Annotated in this window: 15 protein-coding genes; 14 read left to right on the top strand and 1 reads right to left on the bottom strand. The window is 36.5% G+C overall.

What is annotated here, in order from left to right; translation table 11 throughout:
• The first annotated feature begins 37 nt into the window (after positions 1-37).
• The 14 genes from ABDJ41_RS14265 to ABDJ41_RS14200 all read left to right on the top strand — a co-directional run bounded on the left by ABDJ41_RS14265 (position 38) and on the right by ABDJ41_RS14200 (position 20,188).
• On the top strand, positions 38-2,377 hold the full coding sequence (locus tag ABDJ41_RS14265) for a glucuronyl esterase domain-containing protein (protein WP_349786727.1): 2,340 nt from the start codon (positions 38-40) through the stop codon (positions 2,375-2,377).
• 167 nt (positions 2,378-2,544) lie between these two features.
• Positions 2,545-2,892, top strand: a complete 348-nt coding sequence (locus ABDJ41_RS14260) for a hypothetical protein (protein WP_349786726.1) — start codon at positions 2,545-2,547, stop codon at positions 2,890-2,892.
• Positions 2,893-2,992: 100 nt separating this feature from the next.
• Entirely contained in the window at positions 2,993-3,340 is a 348-nt protein-coding gene (locus tag ABDJ41_RS14255; protein ID WP_349786725.1) for a hypothetical protein, read from the top strand.
• A 239-nt stretch (positions 3,341-3,579) separates the two neighbouring features.
• Positions 3,580-3,924 (top strand): hypothetical protein, encoded by a 345-nt coding sequence (locus ABDJ41_RS14250; RefSeq protein ID WP_349786724.1) that lies wholly within the window; start codon positions 3,580-3,582, stop codon positions 3,922-3,924.
• Positions 3,925-4,060: 136 nt separating this feature from the next.
• Entirely contained in the window at positions 4,061-5,185 is a 1,125-nt protein-coding gene (locus tag ABDJ41_RS14245; protein ID WP_349786723.1) for an SGNH/GDSL hydrolase family protein, read from the top strand.
• A gap of 6 nt (positions 5,186-5,191) precedes the next feature.
• Positions 5,192-5,758 carry an RNA polymerase sigma factor gene (locus tag ABDJ41_RS14240; protein ID WP_349786722.1) on the top strand — a complete coding sequence of 189 codons (567 nt, stop codon included), beginning with the start codon at positions 5,192-5,194 and terminating at the stop codon, positions 5,756-5,758.
• Between the two features lie 76 nt (positions 5,759-5,834).
• On the top strand, positions 5,835-6,968 hold the full coding sequence (locus ABDJ41_RS14235; RefSeq protein ID WP_349786721.1) for a FecR family protein: 1,134 nt from the start codon (positions 5,835-5,837) through the stop codon (positions 6,966-6,968).
• A gap of 199 nt (positions 6,969-7,167) precedes the next feature.
• Positions 7,168-10,590 carry a TonB-dependent receptor gene (locus ABDJ41_RS14230; RefSeq protein ID WP_349786720.1) on the top strand — a complete coding sequence of 1,141 codons (3,423 nt, stop codon included), beginning with the start codon at positions 7,168-7,170 and terminating at the stop codon, positions 10,588-10,590.
• An 18-nt stretch (positions 10,591-10,608) separates the two neighbouring features.
• Positions 10,609-12,498, top strand: a complete 1,890-nt coding sequence (locus ABDJ41_RS14225) for a RagB/SusD family nutrient uptake outer membrane protein (RefSeq protein WP_349786719.1) — start codon at positions 10,609-10,611, stop codon at positions 12,496-12,498.
• Positions 12,499-12,519: 21 nt separating this feature from the next.
• On the top strand, positions 12,520-13,485 hold the full coding sequence (locus ABDJ41_RS14220) for a DUF5017 domain-containing protein (RefSeq protein ID WP_349786718.1): 966 nt from the start codon (positions 12,520-12,522) through the stop codon (positions 13,483-13,485).
• Positions 13,486-13,498: 13 nt separating this feature from the next.
• Positions 13,499-15,724, top strand: coding sequence for an alginate lyase family protein (locus ABDJ41_RS14215; protein ID WP_349786717.1), 2,226 nt, complete (start codon positions 13,499-13,501; stop codon positions 15,722-15,724).
• 40 nt (positions 15,725-15,764) lie between these two features.
• On the top strand, positions 15,765-16,676 hold the full coding sequence (locus ABDJ41_RS14210; protein WP_349786716.1) for a PfkB family carbohydrate kinase: 912 nt from the start codon (positions 15,765-15,767) through the stop codon (positions 16,674-16,676).
• 12 nt (positions 16,677-16,688) lie between these two features.
• On the top strand, positions 16,689-17,672 hold the full coding sequence (locus ABDJ41_RS14205; RefSeq protein ID WP_349786715.1) for a metallophosphoesterase family protein: 984 nt from the start codon (positions 16,689-16,691) through the stop codon (positions 17,670-17,672).
• 155 nt (positions 17,673-17,827) lie between these two features.
• The gene (locus ABDJ41_RS14200; RefSeq protein WP_349786714.1) at positions 17,828-20,188 is read left to right on the top strand and encodes a sensor histidine kinase; all 2,361 of its coding nucleotides are present in this window, start codon (positions 17,828-17,830) and stop codon (positions 20,186-20,188) included.
• A gap of 5 nt (positions 20,189-20,193) precedes the next feature.
• Here ABDJ41_RS14200 and ABDJ41_RS14195 read toward each other — a convergent pair whose 3' ends face one another.
• Complete coding sequence (locus ABDJ41_RS14195) at positions 20,194-21,240, bottom strand: DUF4434 domain-containing protein (RefSeq protein WP_349786713.1); 1,047 nt, start codon at positions 21,238-21,240, stop codon at positions 20,194-20,196.
• Positions 21,241-21,339: the final 99 nt, after the last annotated feature.

The raw sequence follows: 21,339 nt of genomic DNA, 5'->3' as shown, positions 1-21,339 counted from the left end.
TGACCTGATTTGAGGTCGCTAACCAAATCTAAACTGTATGATCAAAGCTATTGGATTATTTTTTTGCGTTGTTTTTTGTATGTCAGGAAATATTTTAGCGCAGAGTGGACTGGAAAGACAGCATCAATATCTGAAAGATATTCTAGATATTAATCTCCCTCAACGTTTTAAGGAGAATACAAGACGAGTTAATTTAAAAGACAGTACATGGCAGGAATGGTTGACAAGAACAAAGGAATTACCTCCGGATTTTTCTAAAATGGTTTCTTCTCCAATGTTGCCTGATCCACTAATCCAGTACAAGAATGGCAAAGAAGTGGAGATCAAAACAAAGGAAGAATGGGAAGAAAAAAGAAAATGGATCAAAAAGGAATATAAGTATTGGATATCTGGACAATTTCCTCCTGCTCCAAAAACTGTAAAAGCAGAAATACTTTCAGAGCGGACAGAAGGTGAGACCTTAATACAATTGATAAGACTTAAATTCGGACCTCAGGACAAAGCTGTCATGAATATAGAATTGATGATCCCTAAAACAAAAGGTGTTTTGCCGGTCTATATGACACAATGGACCCATAGGGGATGGGCACAACTCGCAGTCAGAAGGGGATATATTGCCTGTGTGTATGCTGCAGCTGATTCCAAGGATGATACTGAAGCTTATCAGGCACTTTATCCTGATTATGATTTTAGTATGTTGATGAGAAGAGCTTGGGGAGCTTCAAGGGTTGTTGATTATCTGCTGACAAGAAAAGAGGTTAATAGAAATCAGATTGCAGTTTCAGGACATTCGCGGAATGGAAAACAGTCGTTGTGGGCAGCTGCATTTGATGAAAGAATTGCGGCCGCAATATCTAATAGCTCAAGTACAGGAGGCGACGCACCGTGGCGCTTTAGTGATCCTCAATATGTTAGTGAAACATTGGATTATGTAACTGCATTAAATGGACATTGGTTTCATCCACGTTTACGTTTTTTTTCAGGAAGGGAAGATAAATTGCCTGTAGATCAGAACCTGCTCGGAGCTTTAATTGCACCGAGGGGACTGCTTTATCATTACTCTATAGTAGAAAGGGGTCTTAATCCCTGGTCTAATGAACAGAATTATTATTCAGTAAAAAAAGTATATGATTTTTTAAATGCTCCAAATAATATAGGTGTATTAACCCGAATGGGCGAGCATGCTGTAGCTGCAAGAGATGTCGAAAAAACAATAGACTTTCTTGATATTCAGTTTAAACGTAGTAGCCTTACCTGGAATAATCAGTTGTATTATACTTATAGTTATGCCGACTGGCAAAAACAACACCCAGCTTATCAGAAAGAGGCAATGAGTGTATCTCCTGTTAAGTTAAAAGTGAGTTATTCAGACACAGTTACTTTTTCAAAAGACAGAAAGAAAATAATAGCAAATCTTAAATGGATTCTTGGAAATGAACCAACTGGCGTTAAGGCTTCGAATGTGGGTGTAGCAGATCCATCAAGACGCGACTGGATTGATAAAACCATTGGGAGACCTGAAGTTAATGGTGCTAAAGAAATTTACCTTGGTCCTTATACTGCTATGGGAGATCATGTCGCCGGTATATTGTATTGCCCGGCAGATAAGTCGGGAAAGATAAGTACTGAAAAAGGTAAAATTCCAGTGGTTATTTATTTACATCAGTACGCTCATTCCACCGGGTATGCCAAAGGGTACGGGAAAAATGGAGGACAAGCTAATAAATTGCTTTTCCAGGAAATGGTGAAAAAAGGTTTTGCAGTGCTGTCTATCGATATGTTTGGTTTCGGAACCAGAATAGATGAGGCTACAAACTTTTATACCAGATTTCCGCAGTGGTCTAAAATGGGCAAAATGATCAATGATGTGAAGGGATGTATTGATGCTTTGGAGAGCCTTGATTATATTGATCACAATGGCATTTATTTATTAGGAAATACAATTGGTGGTAGTGTGGCTTTAATGACAACCGCTGTAGATAGGCGTGTAGCTGGACTAGCAGTTGTTGCTGCATTTTCCCCCTGGCGAACTTCAAATAAGCAATATGAAAGCTTAAAAAACTATTCGCATTTACATGGCTTTATTCCAAGATTAGGCTTTTTTACAGATAAACAAGAACAGGTACCTATCGATTTTGCTGAAATTATAGCAGCGGTTGCACCTAAACCTTTAATGATTATTGCTCCCGATCTGGATAGATATGCTGATATTCCAGCAGTGAAAAAAAACATACAGTCTGCATCTGTAATCTATAGCTTATACAATAAAAGAGATAACCTGATTGCAAAATATCCACATGAAATAAACAGGTTAACCGAGGGGATGAGTGTAGAAATTGCAGGTTTCTATGAAAGTTTATATAGAAAAAGTAAATGATGCCAAAGTATTGTCCCCTTTATTTTAGAATATATATTGTAAATAAGAAGATTGAAATGATTAATATTTGGATTTAATATATATGTTTTTTATTTTAGGGTACGTACACAATTAGCGATTCCCTGTAGTGTACAAGAAAAACCAAATTTTAACCTAAAAAATTAATTATGAAAAAAATCTTATTGACTGCAGTAGTGTTATTCGCATTAAATTTTGCCTCAGATGCTCAGGAAAAGAAACGTACAAATATTCCTTACTATACTGTAGAATTATTGGATGAAATAGGAGCAACGGCTGATCAAAAAGCAAAAGTTGCTGAATTAGTAAAGGAGTTTAAACCAAAATATGATGCGGTAAAACAAGATGCCAGCTTAACTGAAGAGGAAAAAAAGGCTAAAATAAAAGAGATTGGGTATCAAAGAGGAAGCCTTTATTTTAAAATCTTAAATGCAGAACAAAAAGCAAAACTAGATGCGATGAAAAAAGAAGTCGCTAAAAATAAAGAAGGTAACTAAATTGTCTTTTATCATATTTGTTCTATATTTTAGAGATGGCTACACGACTGATGGCCCCATAAAAGTGTAGATAAACCAAATTTTAACTTAAAAATTAATTATGAAAAAAATTTTATTAACAGCAGTAGTGTTATTCGCATTAAATTTTGCCTCAGATGCTCAGGAAAAAAAACGTACAAATATTCCTTATTATACTGTAGAATTATTGGATGAAATAGGTGCAACAGCTGATCAAAAAGCAAAAATTGCTGATCTTGTAAAGGAATTTGAACCAAAATTTGCTGCTTTAAAGGCCGAGACAAATTTAACTCCTGAAGAAAGAGCCGCTAAGTATAAGGTTATTTCTGGTGATAGAGGTCGGATCTATTATCAAATCTTGAATGCAGAGCAGAAAGCTAAATTAATTGAAATGAAAAAGGAGATCGAAAAAAACAAAGCAAATAAATAATATTTATAGATCTTCTCAGAAAGACACTACTATCTTAGATAAATTTGACATCTATTTAAGAGAGTAGTGTCTTTTTTTGTAACAAGCATTTTATAAGGTGGGAGATTTTTTATGAATGAGGATGTTGGATAATTATTATTTGCATTTGAAATATATGTTTTATAATTTAGGGTACGTACACGACGGCGATGCTATCCATGTGTGCTTTAACCAAATATTTAAACCTTAAATAATTCATCATGAAAAAAATTGTACTAATGACTATGGTGTTGTTTGCATTGAACTTTGCTACAAGCGCACAGGAGAAGAAGCCGGCTGTCCTTAAATATTATGATACAGAATTACTGGATGAAATAGGAGCAACAGCAGATCAAAAGGCAAAAGTTGTAGCTTTAGTTAAAGAATTCCAACCACAACTTACTGAAGTTAATAAAAATGCATCTTTAAGTGCAGATGAGAAAAAGGCCAAATTAAAAATACTTTATGGGGAGAGGGCTGTAAAATATTTTAAAATTTTGACAGAGGAGCAGAAAGCTAAATTAAAAGTAATGCAGGCCGAAATGAATAAAAATAATACCAAATAACAATTGTTTATTTATAAGCTGTATCGAAACCCGGATACAGCTTATTTTTTACCCAATGTGCTAATTAGTCATATTGTCCATCTGATCCCAATTGATAAAGGAAGAAACCAATTGGAAATACTATTCAAAGCTTAATATGAGAATCCAAAAGATACTAGCATTTGCTGCCGTATGTTTTTTTGCCATACCTGTATTTGCTCAACCATCAAATGTAAAAATGAAATGGTGGAACCCTGCTAAAAATGAATTTCCAGTTTTAGAAGGTCAGGGTTGGAATAAAGAATTGGAAAATTTCTATGATAGAATACCCCTTAGAGCAAAAAATGCCTTAAGAAAGCCGGTGTGGAGTCTTTCCAGGAATTCTGCTGGATTAAAATTTCGCTTTAAAACAAAGGCAAGACAAATTGTAGTTAGATATGTAGTTGAAAAGAAAAATTTTGCAATGCTTCACTTCCCTGCTACAGGTGTCAGTGGTGTCGATCTATATTCCCCAAATAATGATGGAAGCTGGGCCTGGGCAAATGGGAAGTATAAATTTGGTGACACTATAACCTATACTTTTAGCAATTTGGACCTTGATACTAAGAATTATAAAGATGGAAGAGAATACCACCTTTATCTACCTTTATATAATAATGTATCTTGGTTAGAAGTTGGTGTTGCTGAAAATGCTGATTTTTTACCTTTAGGCCCCCGTAAAGAGAGACCAATAATAGTGTATGGAACATCTATAGCCCAGGGAGGATGTGCATCACGTCCAGGTATGGCGTGGACGGCTATTTTGGAGAGAAAGCTTAGGATTCCTATGATCAATCTGGGCTTTTCAGGTAATGGACAGCTTGAGAAAGAACTGATTGATTTAATCGCAGAGATTGATGCCAGTGTATTTGTGTTAGACTGTCTGCCAAATCTGGGTGGGTTTAAGCCGGAAGAAGTAAATAAAAGATTATTGGCATCAGTTAATACATTGCGGCAAAAGCATCCCCAAACACCGATTATCCTTACCGATCACGCTGGATTTACAGAAAATAGAATGGATGCAGCAATTCGTAGAACTATTATGACTTCCAATCAGACCTCTGCTGCGGCATATCAACAGCTTGTAAAAGCGGGGGTAAAAAATATTTATCAATTATCCACTCAGGAAATAGGATTAGGTACAGATGGCACCGTTGACGGGTCACATCCCACTGATCTGGGAATGTTAAGGTATGCAACAGCATATGAAAATTTAATAAAAAAGATATTAGACACTAAATAATTTAAAATGTCTAAGTACCATAATTTAAGCAATTCTGAACTAATATCACTTCTAAGAGATGATGATAGGGAGGCATTTGCTGAGATTTACAATAGGTACAAAGGAATTTTGCAACAACATGTTTATAAAAAGCTTGGTAATTTTGAAGAAGTGAAAGATGTACTTCAAGAGCTTTTTACTCAATTGTGGACAAAAAGAAAAGAACTTCCGGAAACAATAAATCTTTCTGGCTACTTATATGTTGCAGTTCGCAACAAGGCATTTAATATCATTTCCCATCGCAATGTTTCCTCCAGGTACATACAGTCTCTTCAGGAATTTATAAATGAGGCCAGTTATGTTACTGACTTGCAAATAAGAGAAAAAGAATTTGCTGAGATGATTGATCAGGAAATCAATGCATTACCAGTAAAAATGCAAAGGGTATTTAAGCTAAGTCGAAAGGACTACCTCACTCACAAAGAAATTGCAGTACAATTAGAAATATCTGAACAGACTGTTTCTAAGCAAATTACAAATGCCCTTAAAATTCTAAAAGTGAAGTTGAATATCTTTTTCTTCTTCTTTTTTTAAATTATTTTTCATTTCACCTACCTGTTAGACTCGTAGCTAACTGTCTTGGTATAAATAGGGAAAACATTCTATTATTATGCAAGAGTCAGAGGCTAAAGAATTATTAAAAAAATATTGTGCAGGTATTTGTTCTGAGGAAGAAATAGCAATACTTGAAACCTGGTATGTCAGACAAAACATGTCTTTACCTGAGATTTCTGAAGTAGAAAGAGAAAAACAACTCGACGAAGTCTGGAATAGTTTGCCTATTCATTCGAAAAAACACTTCTTCATTAGGTTATGGCCAAGGGTCGCTGCAGTTGGCATGATCATTTTGGCCATAAGTACAGGCTTATTGTTCTACTTTTTTAAAAATACGTCCAATAAGGATCAAATCAGCTATGCCCGGGATATTAAACCAGGTGGAGATAAAGCGGTATTAACACTTGCTGATGGAAGTAAGATTAACCTTTCAGATGTAGCACAAGGAAAGCTCGCTGAACAATCAGGAATCAGCATTTCAAAAACAGCTGATGGGCAGTTGATCTATAAGATTGTCGAAGTTGCAGGCGAAGTAAAGTCCAGTAATAATATCGAATACAATACGATTGAAACTCCTTTGGGTGGACAGTATCAAGTATATCTTCCCGATGGAACAAAGGTATGGCTCAATGCAGCTTCGGTACTACGCTATCCTGTAAAGTTCATTGGTGATGAGCGTAGAGTAGAGTTGAAGGGGGAAGGTTATTTCGAAGTTGCTAAAATAAAGAATAAAACATTTAAGGTATTTAGTGCAGAACAAACTATTGAGGTTCTGGGAACGCATTTTAACGTTATGGCTTATACTGATGAGAAAGTCATCAGAACAACCTTAATCGAAGGCTCGGTTAAAGTTAGTAATGCTAAACATTCAAAATTATTAATACCCGGAGAACAGTCAGTAGTGTTTGGTGGAAATGAAATACAGATAAATGAAACTGCCGATACGGAAGAAGTAATGGCCTGGAAGAATGGTTATTTTAAATTCAATGAGAACTTAGAAAGTATTATGAATAAGATTTCCAGATGGTACAATGTGGAGATTAAATATGAGTTTAAACCGGATTCGGATCTGGTTTTTGCTGGTAAAATATCAAGAGCCAGAGATATTGATGCCGTACTAAAAATTATGGAATACACAGGTAAAGTTCATTTTAAAGTAGAGGGGAGGGTGGTAACAGTTACAAAGTAATTTTCTGGCAAAGGCAAAAAAAACCAGAGGTGCGTAGGAACACCACTGGTTATAAATTGAGTCTTTTGCCCTATTAATAAGGATAAATATTAAGCAATCAACATTTTAAACCAAAACTCAACAGATCAAATGTATGGAATTTTACACTCAATTTAAGCGTCACGGTTCTGTTTCCGCTTTAACAAAATTAATACAGTTTATGAGATTGATTTTTTTCTTTTTAACTATAATGATTTCACAGGTTAGTGCGAGCAGTTTTGCACAAAAAATAACCATGAATGTTAAAAATGAATCTATGGAGAAGGTGTTCAATACCATCCGGATTCAAAGTGGCTATGACTTCTTCTATGATTTAAAGCTCATAAAAAGTACAAAGCCAGTAACTATAAATATTAGAGGTGCCTCGATAGAGCAAATTCTTAATATGTGCTTTAGGGATCAGCCACTCATCTATAAAATAGAAGATAAGGCTGTAATGATTCGAGAAAGGAATAATCCGGTTGCTATTCAAGCAATCGCTAAAAATATAATAGGAGTAATCATCAATAGTGAAACAAAAGAACCATTATCCGGTGTAAGTATTAAAATTAAAGCTACAAACAAAGTCGCGGTTTCAGGAGAAAATGGTAGGTATAGTATTTCCGCAAATCCTGAAGACATATTGATGTTTTCTTATTTAGGCTATGCTCCCCAATCTTTTAAGGTAGGTGCCAGGACCACCATTAATGTTGCTTTAAAACCGATACTGACAGACTTGGACGAAGTCTTGGTTGTTGGATACGGAACAGTTAAACGTGGTGATCTTACCGGTGCTGTAGGTTCTGTAAGTATAAAAGATATTGCAAATGCACCAGTTCAATCTTTTGAGCAGGCATTGGCAGGAAGAGTAGCAGGTGTAAATGTAACTTCCAATGAAGATCAACCAGGAGCTGGGATGAATATAGTAATACGTGGAGCGGGATCACTAACACAGAGCACTGCGCCCCTGTATGTTATTGATGGGTTCCCAATTGAAGACTTTGATGCAAAATCTCTTAATCCGGATGACGTTGAATCTATTAGTGTGTTAAAGGATGCTTCATCAACAGCAATTTATGGGGCCAGAGGTGCAAATGGTGTTATCGTAGTTCAAACCAAGCAAGGTAATGAAGGAATGCCAACAATTTCTTATAGCGGTAGAGTAGGAATTGCACAGGCCAATAAGAGGATGGAGATGATGAATCCTTTTGAGTTTGTTAAATATGAATTGGAAAGATCCCCTTCAATTGCTACCCAGGTATTTTTTAGGGATATTTTTGATGTAGATGGGATTGCTACAGTCACCGACCTGGAACGTTATAGAGGTATTAAGGGTGTAAACTGGCAGGATAAAATATTGCAGAACGGCAGCACTAATATTCACAGTTTGGCTTTAAGGGGAGGTACAAAACAAACTCGTTATGCTGTATCAGGCTCTATATTTAATCAAGGAGGTAGTATCATCAATTCAGGGTCTAAGCGGTATCAGGGTAAAGCTGCTTTGATACAAACGGTAAATTCTAAATTAAGGGCAGGAATTGATGTCAATTATAGCCATAATATGAACTATGGTTTGATTTCATCTACAGGAGCTGCGAGTGCGGCCAGTAGTTCACTTTTTTATTCTGCATGGGGCTATCGACCAGTTAAAGGTATTGGTCCGGTAGACGAAGAAGACTGGGATATTGAGGAAGATTTATACGATTCCAGCATAGATCAAACAGCAGATTATAGAATTAATCCAATGTTGTCTGTAGAGAATGAATTGAGAGAGCGTTATACCACCAACTTCAGAACAAACGCCTGGTTTACGTATAACCTTATAAAGGATCTGGAGATAAAAATACAAGGAGGTATAGATAATGTGTTGGACAAGAGTAAGATTTTTTATAACTCTAAAACACATCGTGGTACTCCCGATCGTCCTGGAAATACAGCAGGTGTTAATGGTGGTGTGAGTTATCTGGAACGTGGTGTATATTCAAATGAAAATACCATTACCTGGAAAAAAGTTTTGAACAAAAAAAACCGTTTCGATCTGATGGGAGGGTTCAGTTTACAATCTATAACCGGAGAAGGTTTTGGTTTAAGTGCCCAGAATTTACCTAATGAGCAATTGAGTGTATGGGGATTAAATGAAGGGATTCCACGCCCAAATTCTTCCAGATATATCTGGTCTACCATGGCATCTGTATTTGGCCGTGTCAATTATTCTTACGATAGTAAATATCTGGCAACTGTAACATACCGTGCAGATGGTTCTTCAAAATTCTTGAAGAAATGGGGATATTTTCCTTCAGCTGCTTTAGCATGGAGAATTAGCAGGGAATCCTTTATGAAAAATATCAAGTTCATTTCAGATGCAAAGTTAAGAGCAAGCATTGGAGTGACTGGTAACAATAGAGTCGGTGATTTCAGCTATGACCCAGCATTAGGGATGCCTTTTGATGGTTCTTATTCTTTTAATAATGCAACTCCTATACCTGGTATCCGGCAGACTAACATGGGTAACAAAGAGCTGAAATGGGAACCGACAACACAAGCAGATTTAGGAATAGATTTAGGGTTTCTAAAGAACAAAATTGAATTAACAGTAGATGTATACAGAAAAACGACTTCCGATCTCTTGTTAAATGCGAATGTTCCTTATGTAACTGGGTTTTCAACCGCATATAAGAATATTGGAAAACTTCAAAATGACGGCTTGGAAATTACTCTGCAAACTATTAATGTTAAAAATAAAAAATTTAGCTGGACCAGTAGTTTTAACATCAGTTTTAACAAGAATAAGATACTGGCACTGACAAAAGATGAGCAGTTTATGCTTTCATCTGTTGCCTTTGATAATTTATATACTGACTTCCCGTATATAGCCCGCGTTGGAGAATCAGCCGCTACTTTTTTTGGTATGATCTGGGAAGGGGTGTATGGTTATGAGGATTTTGATATTGCACCTGATGGAAAATACATTTTAAAACCTGGTTTATCTACAAATAATCCTGATGTTACTGTAAAGCCTAGACCAGGGGATATCAAGTATCGTGACGTCAATAGTGATGGTGTAATTAATGGCAATGACCGCGTAAATATTGGAAGAACTGCACCAATACATACAGGAGGTTTTTCAAATACCTTTGCTTATAAGGGAATTGATCTTAATGTATTTTTACAATGGTCGTATGGTAATGATATTCTGAATGTGAACAAAGCCTTTTTTGAAGGAAATCAGTCGAGCAGAATATTACTGAATCAATTTGCTTCTTATCAGGACAGGTGGACCGAAGAGAATACATCAAGTAAGATTTTTAGGGTTAATGGAGGCGGACCAGCTGGTGTATATTCTACCCGACTAATTGAAGATGGCTCCTTTCTCAGATTAAAAACAGTTGCTTTGGGTTATACGCTTCCCAAAAAGTTGACCTCAAAAGCAAAGATAAGTACGGTGCGTTTGTCTGTATCTGGACAAAATCTATTCACATGGACCAAGTATTCAGGAATGGATCCGGAGGTATCTGTTCGTCATAGTATCCTTACACCGGGGTTAGATTGGTCCTCATATCCACGTATGAGAACATTTGTTTTTGGTGCACAGGTAACGTTTTAATATTAAAAATCAACGAATATGAAATATATATGTAAATCTATTGTATTAATTTTAGTCTTTACATTAGGTAGTTGTAAAAGTTTTCTTGATACTGAACCTAAAGATTTTCTATCTAAACAGAATTATTATACTACAGAAGATCATTTAAATAGAGCATTGATTTCTGTTTACGATATTTTAGGTAGTAACAATACCTATGGTTCAAATATGTTAGGCCGGATGGGCCTGGATGCTGATCAGGCATTCTATGGAAGAAATGAAAAAACCGGAGTCTCTGTATATGAAACTGCTGCTACAGACCCCTTGGTCACTTCATTCTGGCAAGCAATGTATGATGGCATTAATCGTGCAAATGTATTATTAGAGAATGCCAGCAGGCCTGCAATGAACGAAGCTAAAAGAAACACTATAATCGGAGAAGCGAAGTTTTTAAGAGCTTATTATTACTTTTTATTGGTGACAAATTTTGGGGATGTTCCTCTGAAAACAAAAACAAACGATTCGCCGGCCGAGACGAACTTTCCACGTGTTCCTAAAAGAGAAATCTATGATTTTATTATTAAGGAGATGACCGAAGCGGAAGCTATGGTCAGCACTGCAGGTAAAGTAGGTTTTGGCGGTAAAATATCTAAGTCGGCTGTTAGAGGGATTCTGGCAAGAGTTTGTCTGCACATGGCTGGACATCCTGTTAATGATGTGTCTAAATATGCAGAAGCACGCAAATGGGCAAAAATGGTAATGGATCCTGATCCTTCTGATGGTTATGTACATGCTTTAAATCCTAGTTACAAACAGATTTTCATCAATTATGCTCAGGATTTATACGACTTGAAAGAAAGTATCTGGGAGGTTGAGTTCTGGGGATTTGCAGATGGTACATACTCTGAGTCTAAACGGGTAGGAAGTAACAATGGCATCAGGGCACATCATACAGATAATGCAACCAATGATTTGATTGGATATGCTTATGGCTATATACAAACTACAGCCAGTCACTTTATGCTTTATGGTTCGGAAAGTAAAGCCATTGGATCAGTAGTTTTAGAATATTCTAATGATATGAGGAGAGATTGGACTATCGCACCTTTTTATTATGGGACCTCGCATAATGGGGCAAAAGTTTATCCTCCAGCCACTGTTGCGGATATGTACCGCCGACTAAGTGGAAAATGGAGAAGAGAATATGAGCTGATTAAACCTAAATCTAAAAACGATACTCCCCAGAATTACCCTCTATTACGTTTTTCTGATGTGCTGTTGATGTTCGCTGAGGCAGATAATATGGTCAATGAAGGACCAACTCCTGAGGCTGTAGAAGCATTGAATAAAGTAAGGAGAAGAGGATATGGGAAAAATTTAAAAGCAGAGTTGGTTAGAAACATTGTGATTACAAATCAAGGTACAGGTTATCCAGCTTCAACTACGATAAGTATAACAGGTGGCGGTGGAACTGGAGCGGCAGCAACTGCAACCGTAGTTAGCGGTAAGATCACAGATATTACCATCACTGATGAGGGCTCTGGTTATACTTCTGCACCCACAATTACCATTACAGGTACAGGAGGTAAAAATGCTGCTGCCACCGCAGTGATCAGTCAGATCGCTGCTACAAAAGCAGATTTTACTATCGCAGAAATTGGCACAAAAGAAGATTTTCTAAAATTGATACAAGATGAACGTACAAGAGAACTTGCATTTGAGAATTTAAGAAAGGGCGACTTGGTACGTTGGGGTATATTTTATCAGAACATGCAAAATGAAGCCCAAGATATGGTCACAGGCGCTGCTAGCACCTGGTCAGTACATAGCCGCTATTTTACAAATGTTCGTCAAAAAGATGAAGTATGGCCAATACCGGCAAGAGAGATTGGTTTAAATCAAGGGTTGGTACAAAATCCAGGTTGGTAATAATTTGTTAAAAACATTTCGATGAAATTATATACATATTTAGTACTGCTCTTAATGGTGATCTTAGGAGCATGCAGTAAAAAAGAAGAACTCCCTGAGCTCAGTTTTGATGTGAGTGTAGAGTCTGCAACAGTTAAAGTTAATGAGCCTGTAAAATTTAAATTTTCAGGAGATCCCGGAACTATATCCTTCTTCTCAGGAGAGTCTGGCAGTGATTATCGTTTCAGACAAGAGCCACGGATAGATAATATTACTGAAGTGACACTTTCTTTTCAAACACACGATCAGGAGGCTACTGTTCCCTCATTGCCAGCAGCGTCTCCAGCAACTTTTAAGGTGATGTTCTCTACAAACTTTGATGGGGTTTATGAATATGATCATGTAAATAATGCTACATGGCAAGACATCAGTAATAGATTTATCATTGCTCAGCCTCGTGCCTGGGGTAGTAATTTAGGTTGGTTTGAATCTGGAGTAGTTAATATTTCTGATTTAAAGCTACCAGGAAAGCCTTTTTATATTGCATTTAAATTTGACTCACCAACTGGGGCAGCGGTTGCCAGTACGAGATGGAGAATGTCTTCATTTAAGTTAGACTTACTAACCGCTTCAGGGGTTCGCTCAAACTTGGGTACTTACTCAAATACTAAGTTTAAATTGGTTTCTCGTGATAACCCTATCACTTCACGATCAGATGGATGGTCAGCATCAATCATGATTTTTAATCCAATAGCTCCCGCAAATGGAACGCCTCAAAAACCAACTATAGATGAATGGGGAATCAGTCCGGCATACTCAGCAGATGATATTAACCTGGGGACGGATTACGCTACAGCAATTAAGGGCTATGGTAACCCTACTGTTAATGACTTCAGTTATACTTTTGCCAAAGAAGGGGTTTATAAAGTGGTTTTTATAGCAGCCAATACTAATTTATATGCAAGTAAGCAGATTGTTAAAGAAGTTGAAATCAAAGTAGAGCCTTAATTAGCTGTATTTAATGAAATATATAGAAAGAAAGCATGTTTTAAGGTTGTTAACCTTATTGCTAACAAGCATTATGTTTTCCAGTTTTACCAAAGCAGATGCTTTGGTAAAACTGGAAAAGCCTTTGTATGATTACCCTGTTTTTTCCTTAAACCTGGAAGACTTCTATAATCAGTTTGATTATAAAATATCCGGTTTGGGCAAGGTAAAGGCTGCGGTCGAAAAGAAAGATTTTACAAAAGCAGCTAAGGAGCTCCATGCTTATTTCATTAAGCACAAGAGCTATGCGCAAAAGGTATACAGTATATCCGAATTAAGATCTGCTGATGTAAAACAAAAGGAAGCAGAACGCTTATTGGAGCGGACTTATTCATTTCAGGGTGCTACGCATACTTTCAGCAATGGAATTGATTGGTTATACAATCCAACAGTCAAAGAAGGGAAAGAAGTGAATCCCGAATGGGTTGTAAATACAGTTAGATTTAGAGTCTTACCTGAAATTGTTTCTGCCTATAGAAAAACAAATGATGAGCGCTTTGCTTCAGAAGCCGTTTATCTGATGCGGGATTTTATAGAAAAGTTTCCAGTCCCTTTAAATGAAAAACAAGATAGTCGTATTCCCGTTGAAATAGACTGGCTCGTCTATAGTAAGTTATCAGTTTCGGCCAGGCTTAACGCGACTATTTTAGGTTTATTTTCGGTGATAGAATCACCTTCTTTAAGTAGTAAAGACTTTGTAACCATTCTTCAGGGTATAAACAATCATTTGCTAAGGATGGAAAAATATCCTTATCTGGGCTACCATAATATGGGCGTTGTAGACGCACAAGTATTACAAAAAGCATCTGTAGCAATCCCTGAACTAAAGAAATCTACAGAATGGGCCAAATGGGCATTAGAAAGAGGATTAGATCAGATGGAACATGTCGTTTATCCAGACGGAGTGGAAAAAGAATTATGTCCAAGGTATCATCAAGGAGTAATGGGCAGCTTTGCACAATTTATGGCCGTATCTCAATCAGCCGGAATTTCTGCTCCTAAAGCATTTACAGAGAAATTGAAAAGTATGGGAGAGTTTCTGGTTAAGATTTCCAGGCCAGATGGGACTATTCCAGCTTTCAATGAAATGATACAGGCGCATGGCGATAGTAAGGATATCCGTAAAAAAATCAGGGGAATCTCCAGAGCTATAAATGATAATGGAGTTTTAAACTGGTTTGGAAGCAGTGGAACAGGTGGGACTAAGCCCCAATATAATTCGGTAGCATTAAATTGGGCTGGTTATTATGTAATGCGTTCCGGATGGGCTAAAAATGATAACTACATGGTAATAAAAGCAGGCCCTTATGGTGCTGCCCATCAACAGGAAGATAAATTGAGTTTCGAACTGTTTGCCAATGGAGAGCTATTTTTAATAGATCCTGGATTTTACTTGTATAATAAGAAGAGCTTGTGGAGAAAATATTATCAATCTTCTTTGGCGCATAATACAGTCGTTCCTGATAGATTAAGCCAGTATCGTTATGGACAAAGGAATTTGTATGAAAACAATAAACCCAATGATGCTACATGGATAAGTAATACCAAATATGATTTTCTAAGTGCTACTTACGAAAATGGTTATGCTGAATATCGTTATATTACTGAAAAGAACCCAAATCCTCTGGTTAAAATCCGTCATCAAAGAGATGTTTTATTTATTAAACCTGGAGTATGGTTGGTGTTAGACTGGCTGGATCCTGAAGATACAAAGGAGCATTCGTATGAGGCTCTGTTTCAGAGTGAATTTAAATTTCAAGTAAATAAAGATAATCTGATATTAGAAGGTAAGAAATCTAATCTCCAGATACTTCCGGTGCCTGGTAAAGAAAATGCATTGGAGGCAAGTGTGGCGAGTGGACAAACTGAGCCTTTAAAAAGGGGTTGGATTTATAAAATAGAAGGAGAGAAAAACACCCCAATATCAACAGGAGTCATCAACCAAAAATCAAAGGGAAAAACTGCTCAGGCTTATTTTATAATCCCTGGAGAAAAGAATGCTTCTGATATATATCAGGTTAAAATGATAACTGTTGAAGGAGGGGTTGGTGCAAAACTGTTTGGCCCCAATGGCTTATCTATATCATTTATAGCCCAGCAGCAGGCTGGTAAAGTAATTTCAGGGGCTGGCTTAACGACTTCGGGAAGAATAAAAGTTAATTTTGATAGCACAGGTGAAAAATTTGAGATAGTGAAATAGTATTTTGTTTTACTATTTTGCATGAAGTTATTAAATCTTTATGAGAGAGAATAAAGGGGTTGTTTGTTTTGGAGAAGTATTGTGGGATAATCTTTTGGAAGGAAGAAGGATCGGAGGGGCACCATTAAATGTATGTTACCATCTTTCTAAATATGATATTCAGAGTAAAATAATTAGTCAGATTGGCAATGACAGTAATGGTAAAGAAATCACTAAAGAATTAGATAGGCTAGGTGTTGATTATCAGTATTGTTTTAAAACGGATTTATATCCTACTTCAACCGTAGAGGTTCATGTCCTCGACAAAACAAAGGTCGAATATGAGATTGTTGAAGAGGTGGCTTGGGACTATATTCCTTATACATATGAAATGGGGGAAGAGATAAAATCATCTGTTGTATTTGTGTACGGTAGCTTGGCGGCTCGGAACAATGCAAGCAGGGAAAGTTTACTTAAATGTATTGAAAATGCAAGTTGGGCTGTATTTGATGTCAATTTAAGAACTCCTTTTTACAGTAAAGAGCTTATAGCAGATCTGATCTCTCGTTGCCAGACACTCAAAATAAATGATGATGAGCTACTCCTTGTGACCAAATGGTTTGATAATGACTCAAAAGATGAAACAAAAAATGTCGAGAAATTATTTAACAGGTTTGCTACCTTAAGAGAGGTCATTCTGACTAAAGGCGCGCGTGGAGCTAGCTATTATTCGCGCAAGGAAAGTATAGAAGTTGACGCAATCAAAATTGAGGTTAACGATACTGTTGGTAGTGGAGATTCATTCCTTGCGGCATTTATTGCCAATAAAATGCAAGGGCACTCTTTAGTCTACTGTATGAAAGAAGCAGTAGCTCTTAGTGCATTTATTGCTACTTTCCATGGAGCATGTCCATCTTATGATAAAGGGGATCTTTTGAAGTTCAAAGAAAGGCATGGATACAGGACTAATTAAATAAAATATCAGATGCTTTTGAAATACAGTCTTTTTTTACTGATTCACCTGAATCTGTTCCTATCCTATAGCTATGGACAAGATCAGATATACAAGGAACAACGTAATAAAGACCTTAAGATATTATTGATTTCAGATCTGAACGATAGTTATGGTTCGGTAACTTATAGCAATGAGGTACACGATATCATCAGCAAAATTAAAATCATTAAGCCTGATATGGTATTATGTGGAGGTGATATGGTTGCAGGACAAAAGAAATCACTTACTGTCGGGCAATTGGACAACATGTGGAATGGATTTCAATCCACTGTACTAGATCCATTGTACAAACTAGGTGTTCCATTTGGATTTACATTGGGTAACCACGACGCTTCGCCTGGTTATACCAATGATCGTAATGCCGCTTCAAAATTCTGGTTGCAAAATAAAGAGAAAGTCAACCTCACCTTTGTGGATGACCGTCACTTTCCATATTACTTTTCTTATATAAAAAATAACATATTCTTTATAAGCTGGGATGCCTCTTCTGCCGTGATCCCTGATGAAGTTAAAACCTGGATGAAGGGGCAACTCTTATCTCCGGTTGCCATGAAAGCACGCGGGAAGATTGTTTTGGGACATTTACCCTTATATGCAATTGTGGAGGCAAAGAATAAACCCGGAGAAGTGCTGGAAGAGGCAGATAAGACACTTTCTTTCTTAAAAACTCATGGAGTGGATATGTATATATCAGGACACCAGCATGTCTATTATCCTGCATCAAAAGATCAGATTACGCTTTTGCATTCTGGCTGCCTTGGAGGTGGTCCAAGGAGTTTGATTGGTCATAATGGAGCAGCATATAAATCTTATGAGATTATCAGAATAGCCAGAAAATCTAGTCCTGAGAATGCCGATATCCAGGGCTATAAAGCCGATGGTCATAGTCAAATTCCCCTTGAAAGCTTACCACAGAGTGTTACAGGATTTAATGGCACTGTAAATCGAAGATAATAGCGGAGAATTAGCAAAAGTTTAATTCAGATAGAAAGTTAAAATGCAATCGTTATTTCATTTAAGAAAAAATTAATATCATTATCTATTTTGGTATATTAGTAATTCTGAAAACTTGATATGGTTTTAATCTTATCCTTATTTGAGCGGCCTTTATGCGTCCAAAGAAAAATTTTTTTGATTTAATAGCTACCATTTTTAGTCGGCCAAAAGTTGCCGGGGCCTCCGTCTTTTTATTTCTACTCATCCTTATAGGATTTATTACAAAACAGAAATACAGGATAATTAAGGATGAAGAAAGACAGGAAATGTTGAGCATCCTTAACGTAGTAAAACAAAATATAGAGCAATCCTTAAAGAACAGTTATACAGCAACATTAACGCTTGCTGTAACACTCAACGAAAATGGCGTGCCGGTAGATTTTGAAAAAGTGGGGGCGAAATTGGTCGACTCGAATTCCATGATCCAGACTGTACAGTTGGTGCCACACGGAACCATTAAATATACATACCCTTTAAAAGGAAATGAAAAAGCATTAGGACTAAATATTCTTAAAGGATCAAATGAAGTTGCGGCCGGAGCTTTAAGAACTATAAATAGTAGAAGGATGTATTTTTCGGGTCCGATACCATTGATACAAGGTGGATATGGAATTATTGGTCGTCTACCATTATTTGATAATGGGAAGTTCTGGGGATTTTCTGCGGTGGTACTTAAACTCGACAAATTTTTAGAACAGGCTGGGGTATATAATAATAAAAATGACAAATTCTTTTTTCAGTTCTCAAAAATAAATGAGCAGGCAGGTAAGGAGACTTTTTTTTTACCTACAAAAAAGGACCTTAAGAATTCTACATTTGAAAGTATCCTTATTCCAGATGGCGATTGGAAACTGTATATCGTAGCAGCTGATGAAAACAGATTATGGATCCAACTTATTTATTCCTTCTTGTTAGGGCTTTTGTTGGCAGCTATACTTGGAATACAGACCTTTAGATTGTTTAAAAAGCCCGAAAAACTAAGACAGTTGGTGAATAAACAAGCCAATGAACTTATGGAAAGTGAACTTCGGTTTAAAACCATATTCGAGAAAGCCCCTATTGGCATTGCAGAGGTAGATACGAAAACGGGCAATTTTATCCGTGTTAATCATAAATTTTGCTCTATTTTAGGATATACAGAAAAAGAACTTTATCAAACTGATTTTCAGTCCATCACATTTCATGATGATCTCTCTGATGATTTTGAAAAGATGCAAAAAATGAAATCGGGTGAAATTGATGAATTTACACTGCTGAAGCGTTATAAACATAAAGACGGACATTTAATATGGGCTAATTTAACCGTTAAATCTTTATGGAATGATGTAGAAACTCAAACTAGCCACATTGGTATAGTTGAAGATGTGACGGAAAGAATGTCTGCAGAGCAAGAAGCGAAAAATTCACAGTTAAGAATAGCTTCTTTGATCAATACCATTGACGGAATCGTTTGGGAGGGGAATCCTGATAATTTCGAATTTACTTTTATCAGCAAAAAAACAGAGCAAATACTAGGTTATACTGCGGAGGAATGGTTGGCATCACCAACTTTTTGGGCCGATCATATTTATGAGGATGATAGAAATTGGGTAGTGGACTATTGTATGATGTGTACAAAAGAACTTAAGTCTCACGAATTCGAATATCGAATGATAAATAAAGAGGGTACTTTGGTTTGGTTGAGAGATATAGTTAATGTGATTTCAGATGGGCATAAACCCACTTTATTACGTGGAATTATGATTGATATAACGGCGCATAAAGAAGCAGAGAAAGTATTGAATGATTCCCTTACACTGGTGACAGAACAAAATAAGAGATTGGTCGATTTCTCTTATATTGTGTCCCATAATTTGCGTTCCCATGCCAGTAATATAGATGGTATAGTAAGTTTAATTGATGAAGCTAGCAATGATGAGGAAAGAAATGAGTTCTCAGGTATGTTGAAAAGAGCTTCAACTTCACTCAATGAAACACTGATGAACCTCAATCAAATTGTGAATATTAAAAACCGGATTCATGTAAATATTGAACCCTTAGATCTTCAGTATTATATAAATAAAACTATTGATTCACTTCATCAGGAAATCGCTGCCAAGGATGTTATTATTAATCAATTCGTAAATTGTGATTATCTGGTAGATTATAATCCTGCTTACCTGGAAAGTATTTTGCAGAATTTTATATTTAATGCGATAAGGTATAGTCATCCAGATAGAAGACCGGAAGTAAGCATAGATTGCCTCAAAGAAAACGGGCAGTTGGTGTTACAGATTTCAGATAATGGGATAGGGATCAATCTGGAAAAGCATGGTGAAGATTTGTTTGGGATGTATAAAACATTTAACGGAAATCCGGATGCTAAAGGCATTGGTCTTTTTATGGCTAAAAACCAAATTGAAGCTATGGGTGGTAAAATTGATGTCAGCAGTGCAGTAAATGTGGGTACTACATTTAAAATCTACTTTAAATAGCAATGTTATCCTTTTAACCAGCCTTCTTTTACTAATGATTGGTACAAACTTTTACCATTATCAAAACCTGTAAATAATTTGGTTCCTGGTTTATTCAGCATCCCTGTATATTGATAAATAAAGATCTGATCTACATATTCTGAAACTGCTTCCAGTTGTGGGATTACTCTTTCTGCTGGCGCTGGTAATAAGGGTGAATTATATACCTTACCTTCAAATTGAAAAAGCTCCACATCGGCCCAGAGTTTGCTTTTGCCAGACTTCTTATGGAATTTATTTAAGTTTTGGTAGAAAGCGGCTGTCTGATCAGCTGTTGTTTTTTGTACACCCACTTCGTCCTGGTAAGCAATAAAGTCAATGTCCAGTAAGTCCAGTTGAGATAAGTACTTGTCGTCAAATTTTATGTCTTTTGTACCGTAAGGTGCAATAAGGTTTTTGCCATTAGGTGTCAGGCGCTTCGCTTCTTTGGTGCAGGCATTTACATAATTAATGAATACATCATCATAATGTCCTGAAATACCGGTTTCATTAGGGTAATACCAACCATAGAAACTTTTATGATGGCTATATTTTTCCGTTAACTCTTCCATCGCTTTTACCCGAAGTTCATGTATTTTCTGATCTTTCATTAATAGCCAGGGATTTCTCCAATCACCAAAAAATCCATTGCTGATAAAAAATCTGAGTCCGTACTTATTTGCAGCAGTAAGCGCTGCTTCCAAGGGATCAGTACAGCCTAAAGAATGTTGAGGGAGTAACTTGGAAGGATAAAAACTCTTACCATATATGGCAACATCTAAAAGTACCAGATATTTTATGCCGCTTGAGGCAATCTCTTTGATCTTACTATCCCAGTCGTTCGCAGTGAACCCTTGTAGGGTATCATTCCAATACTTGCCTTCTATTTCACTATGATGTTGAAATTCGAACCATGTCCCTGTAATAGGTTTAATTTTTTTGCTTTTAGTAATTTGAGCAAACAAAGTTTGATTATGGGTTGCAGTTAAAGCCGTTGCGGCTGTTATCAAACTTAAAAAACTCCTTCTTTTCATAATAAGGGATAAATTAGCTTTTGTTATTATTTGGTAAAACTATTCACATTTGGTAGGGAAATGCTAATCTTCTGGAGCAGTAAATCCGAGCTGATAATT

The organism is Pedobacter sp. ASV1-7, assembly GCF_040203335.1.
Lineage (GTDB): Bacteria > Bacteroidota > Bacteroidia > Sphingobacteriales > Sphingobacteriaceae > Pedobacter.
This window is presented reverse-complemented; position numbering and strand designations above follow the sequence as displayed.

What these genes read in the sequence shown, in the direction of transcription:
- ABDJ41_RS14245 (WP_349786723.1), top strand. Translation starts at nt 4,061, where the DNA reads ATGAGAATCCAAAAGATACTAGCATTTGCTGCCGTATGTTTTTTTGCC.
- ABDJ41_RS14215 (WP_349786717.1), top strand. Translation starts at nt 13,499, where the DNA reads ATGAAATATATAGAAAGAAAGCATGTTTTAAGGTTGTTAACCTTATTG.
- ABDJ41_RS14200 (WP_349786714.1), top strand. Translation starts at nt 17,828, where the DNA reads ATGCGTCCAAAGAAAAATTTTTTTGATTTAATAGCTACCATTTTTAGT.
- ABDJ41_RS14230 (WP_349786720.1), top strand. Translation starts at nt 7,168, where the DNA reads ATGAGATTGATTTTTTTCTTTTTAACTATAATGATTTCACAGGTTAGT.
- ABDJ41_RS14195 (WP_349786713.1), bottom strand. Translation starts at nt 21,240, where the DNA reads ATGAAAAGAAGGAGTTTTTTAAGTTTGATAACAGCCGCAACGGCTTTA.
- ABDJ41_RS14210 (WP_349786716.1), top strand. Translation starts at nt 15,765, where the DNA reads ATGAGAGAGAATAAAGGGGTTGTTTGTTTTGGAGAAGTATTGTGGGAT.
- ABDJ41_RS14225 (WP_349786719.1), top strand. Translation starts at nt 10,609, where the DNA reads ATGAAATATATATGTAAATCTATTGTATTAATTTTAGTCTTTACATTA.
- ABDJ41_RS14220 (WP_349786718.1), top strand. Translation starts at nt 12,520, where the DNA reads ATGAAATTATATACATATTTAGTACTGCTCTTAATGGTGATCTTAGGA.
- ABDJ41_RS14250 (WP_349786724.1), top strand. Translation starts at nt 3,580, where the DNA reads ATGAAAAAAATTGTACTAATGACTATGGTGTTGTTTGCATTGAACTTT.
- ABDJ41_RS14205 (WP_349786715.1), top strand. Translation starts at nt 16,689, where the DNA reads ATGCTTTTGAAATACAGTCTTTTTTTACTGATTCACCTGAATCTGTTC.
- ABDJ41_RS14240 (WP_349786722.1), top strand. Translation starts at nt 5,192, where the DNA reads ATGTCTAAGTACCATAATTTAAGCAATTCTGAACTAATATCACTTCTA.
- ABDJ41_RS14260 (WP_349786726.1), top strand. Translation starts at nt 2,545, where the DNA reads ATGAAAAAAATCTTATTGACTGCAGTAGTGTTATTCGCATTAAATTTT.
- ABDJ41_RS14235 (WP_349786721.1), top strand. Translation starts at nt 5,835, where the DNA reads ATGCAAGAGTCAGAGGCTAAAGAATTATTAAAAAAATATTGTGCAGGT.
- ABDJ41_RS14265 (WP_349786727.1), top strand. Translation starts at nt 38, where the DNA reads ATGATCAAAGCTATTGGATTATTTTTTTGCGTTGTTTTTTGTATGTCA.
- ABDJ41_RS14255 (WP_349786725.1), top strand. Translation starts at nt 2,993, where the DNA reads ATGAAAAAAATTTTATTAACAGCAGTAGTGTTATTCGCATTAAATTTT.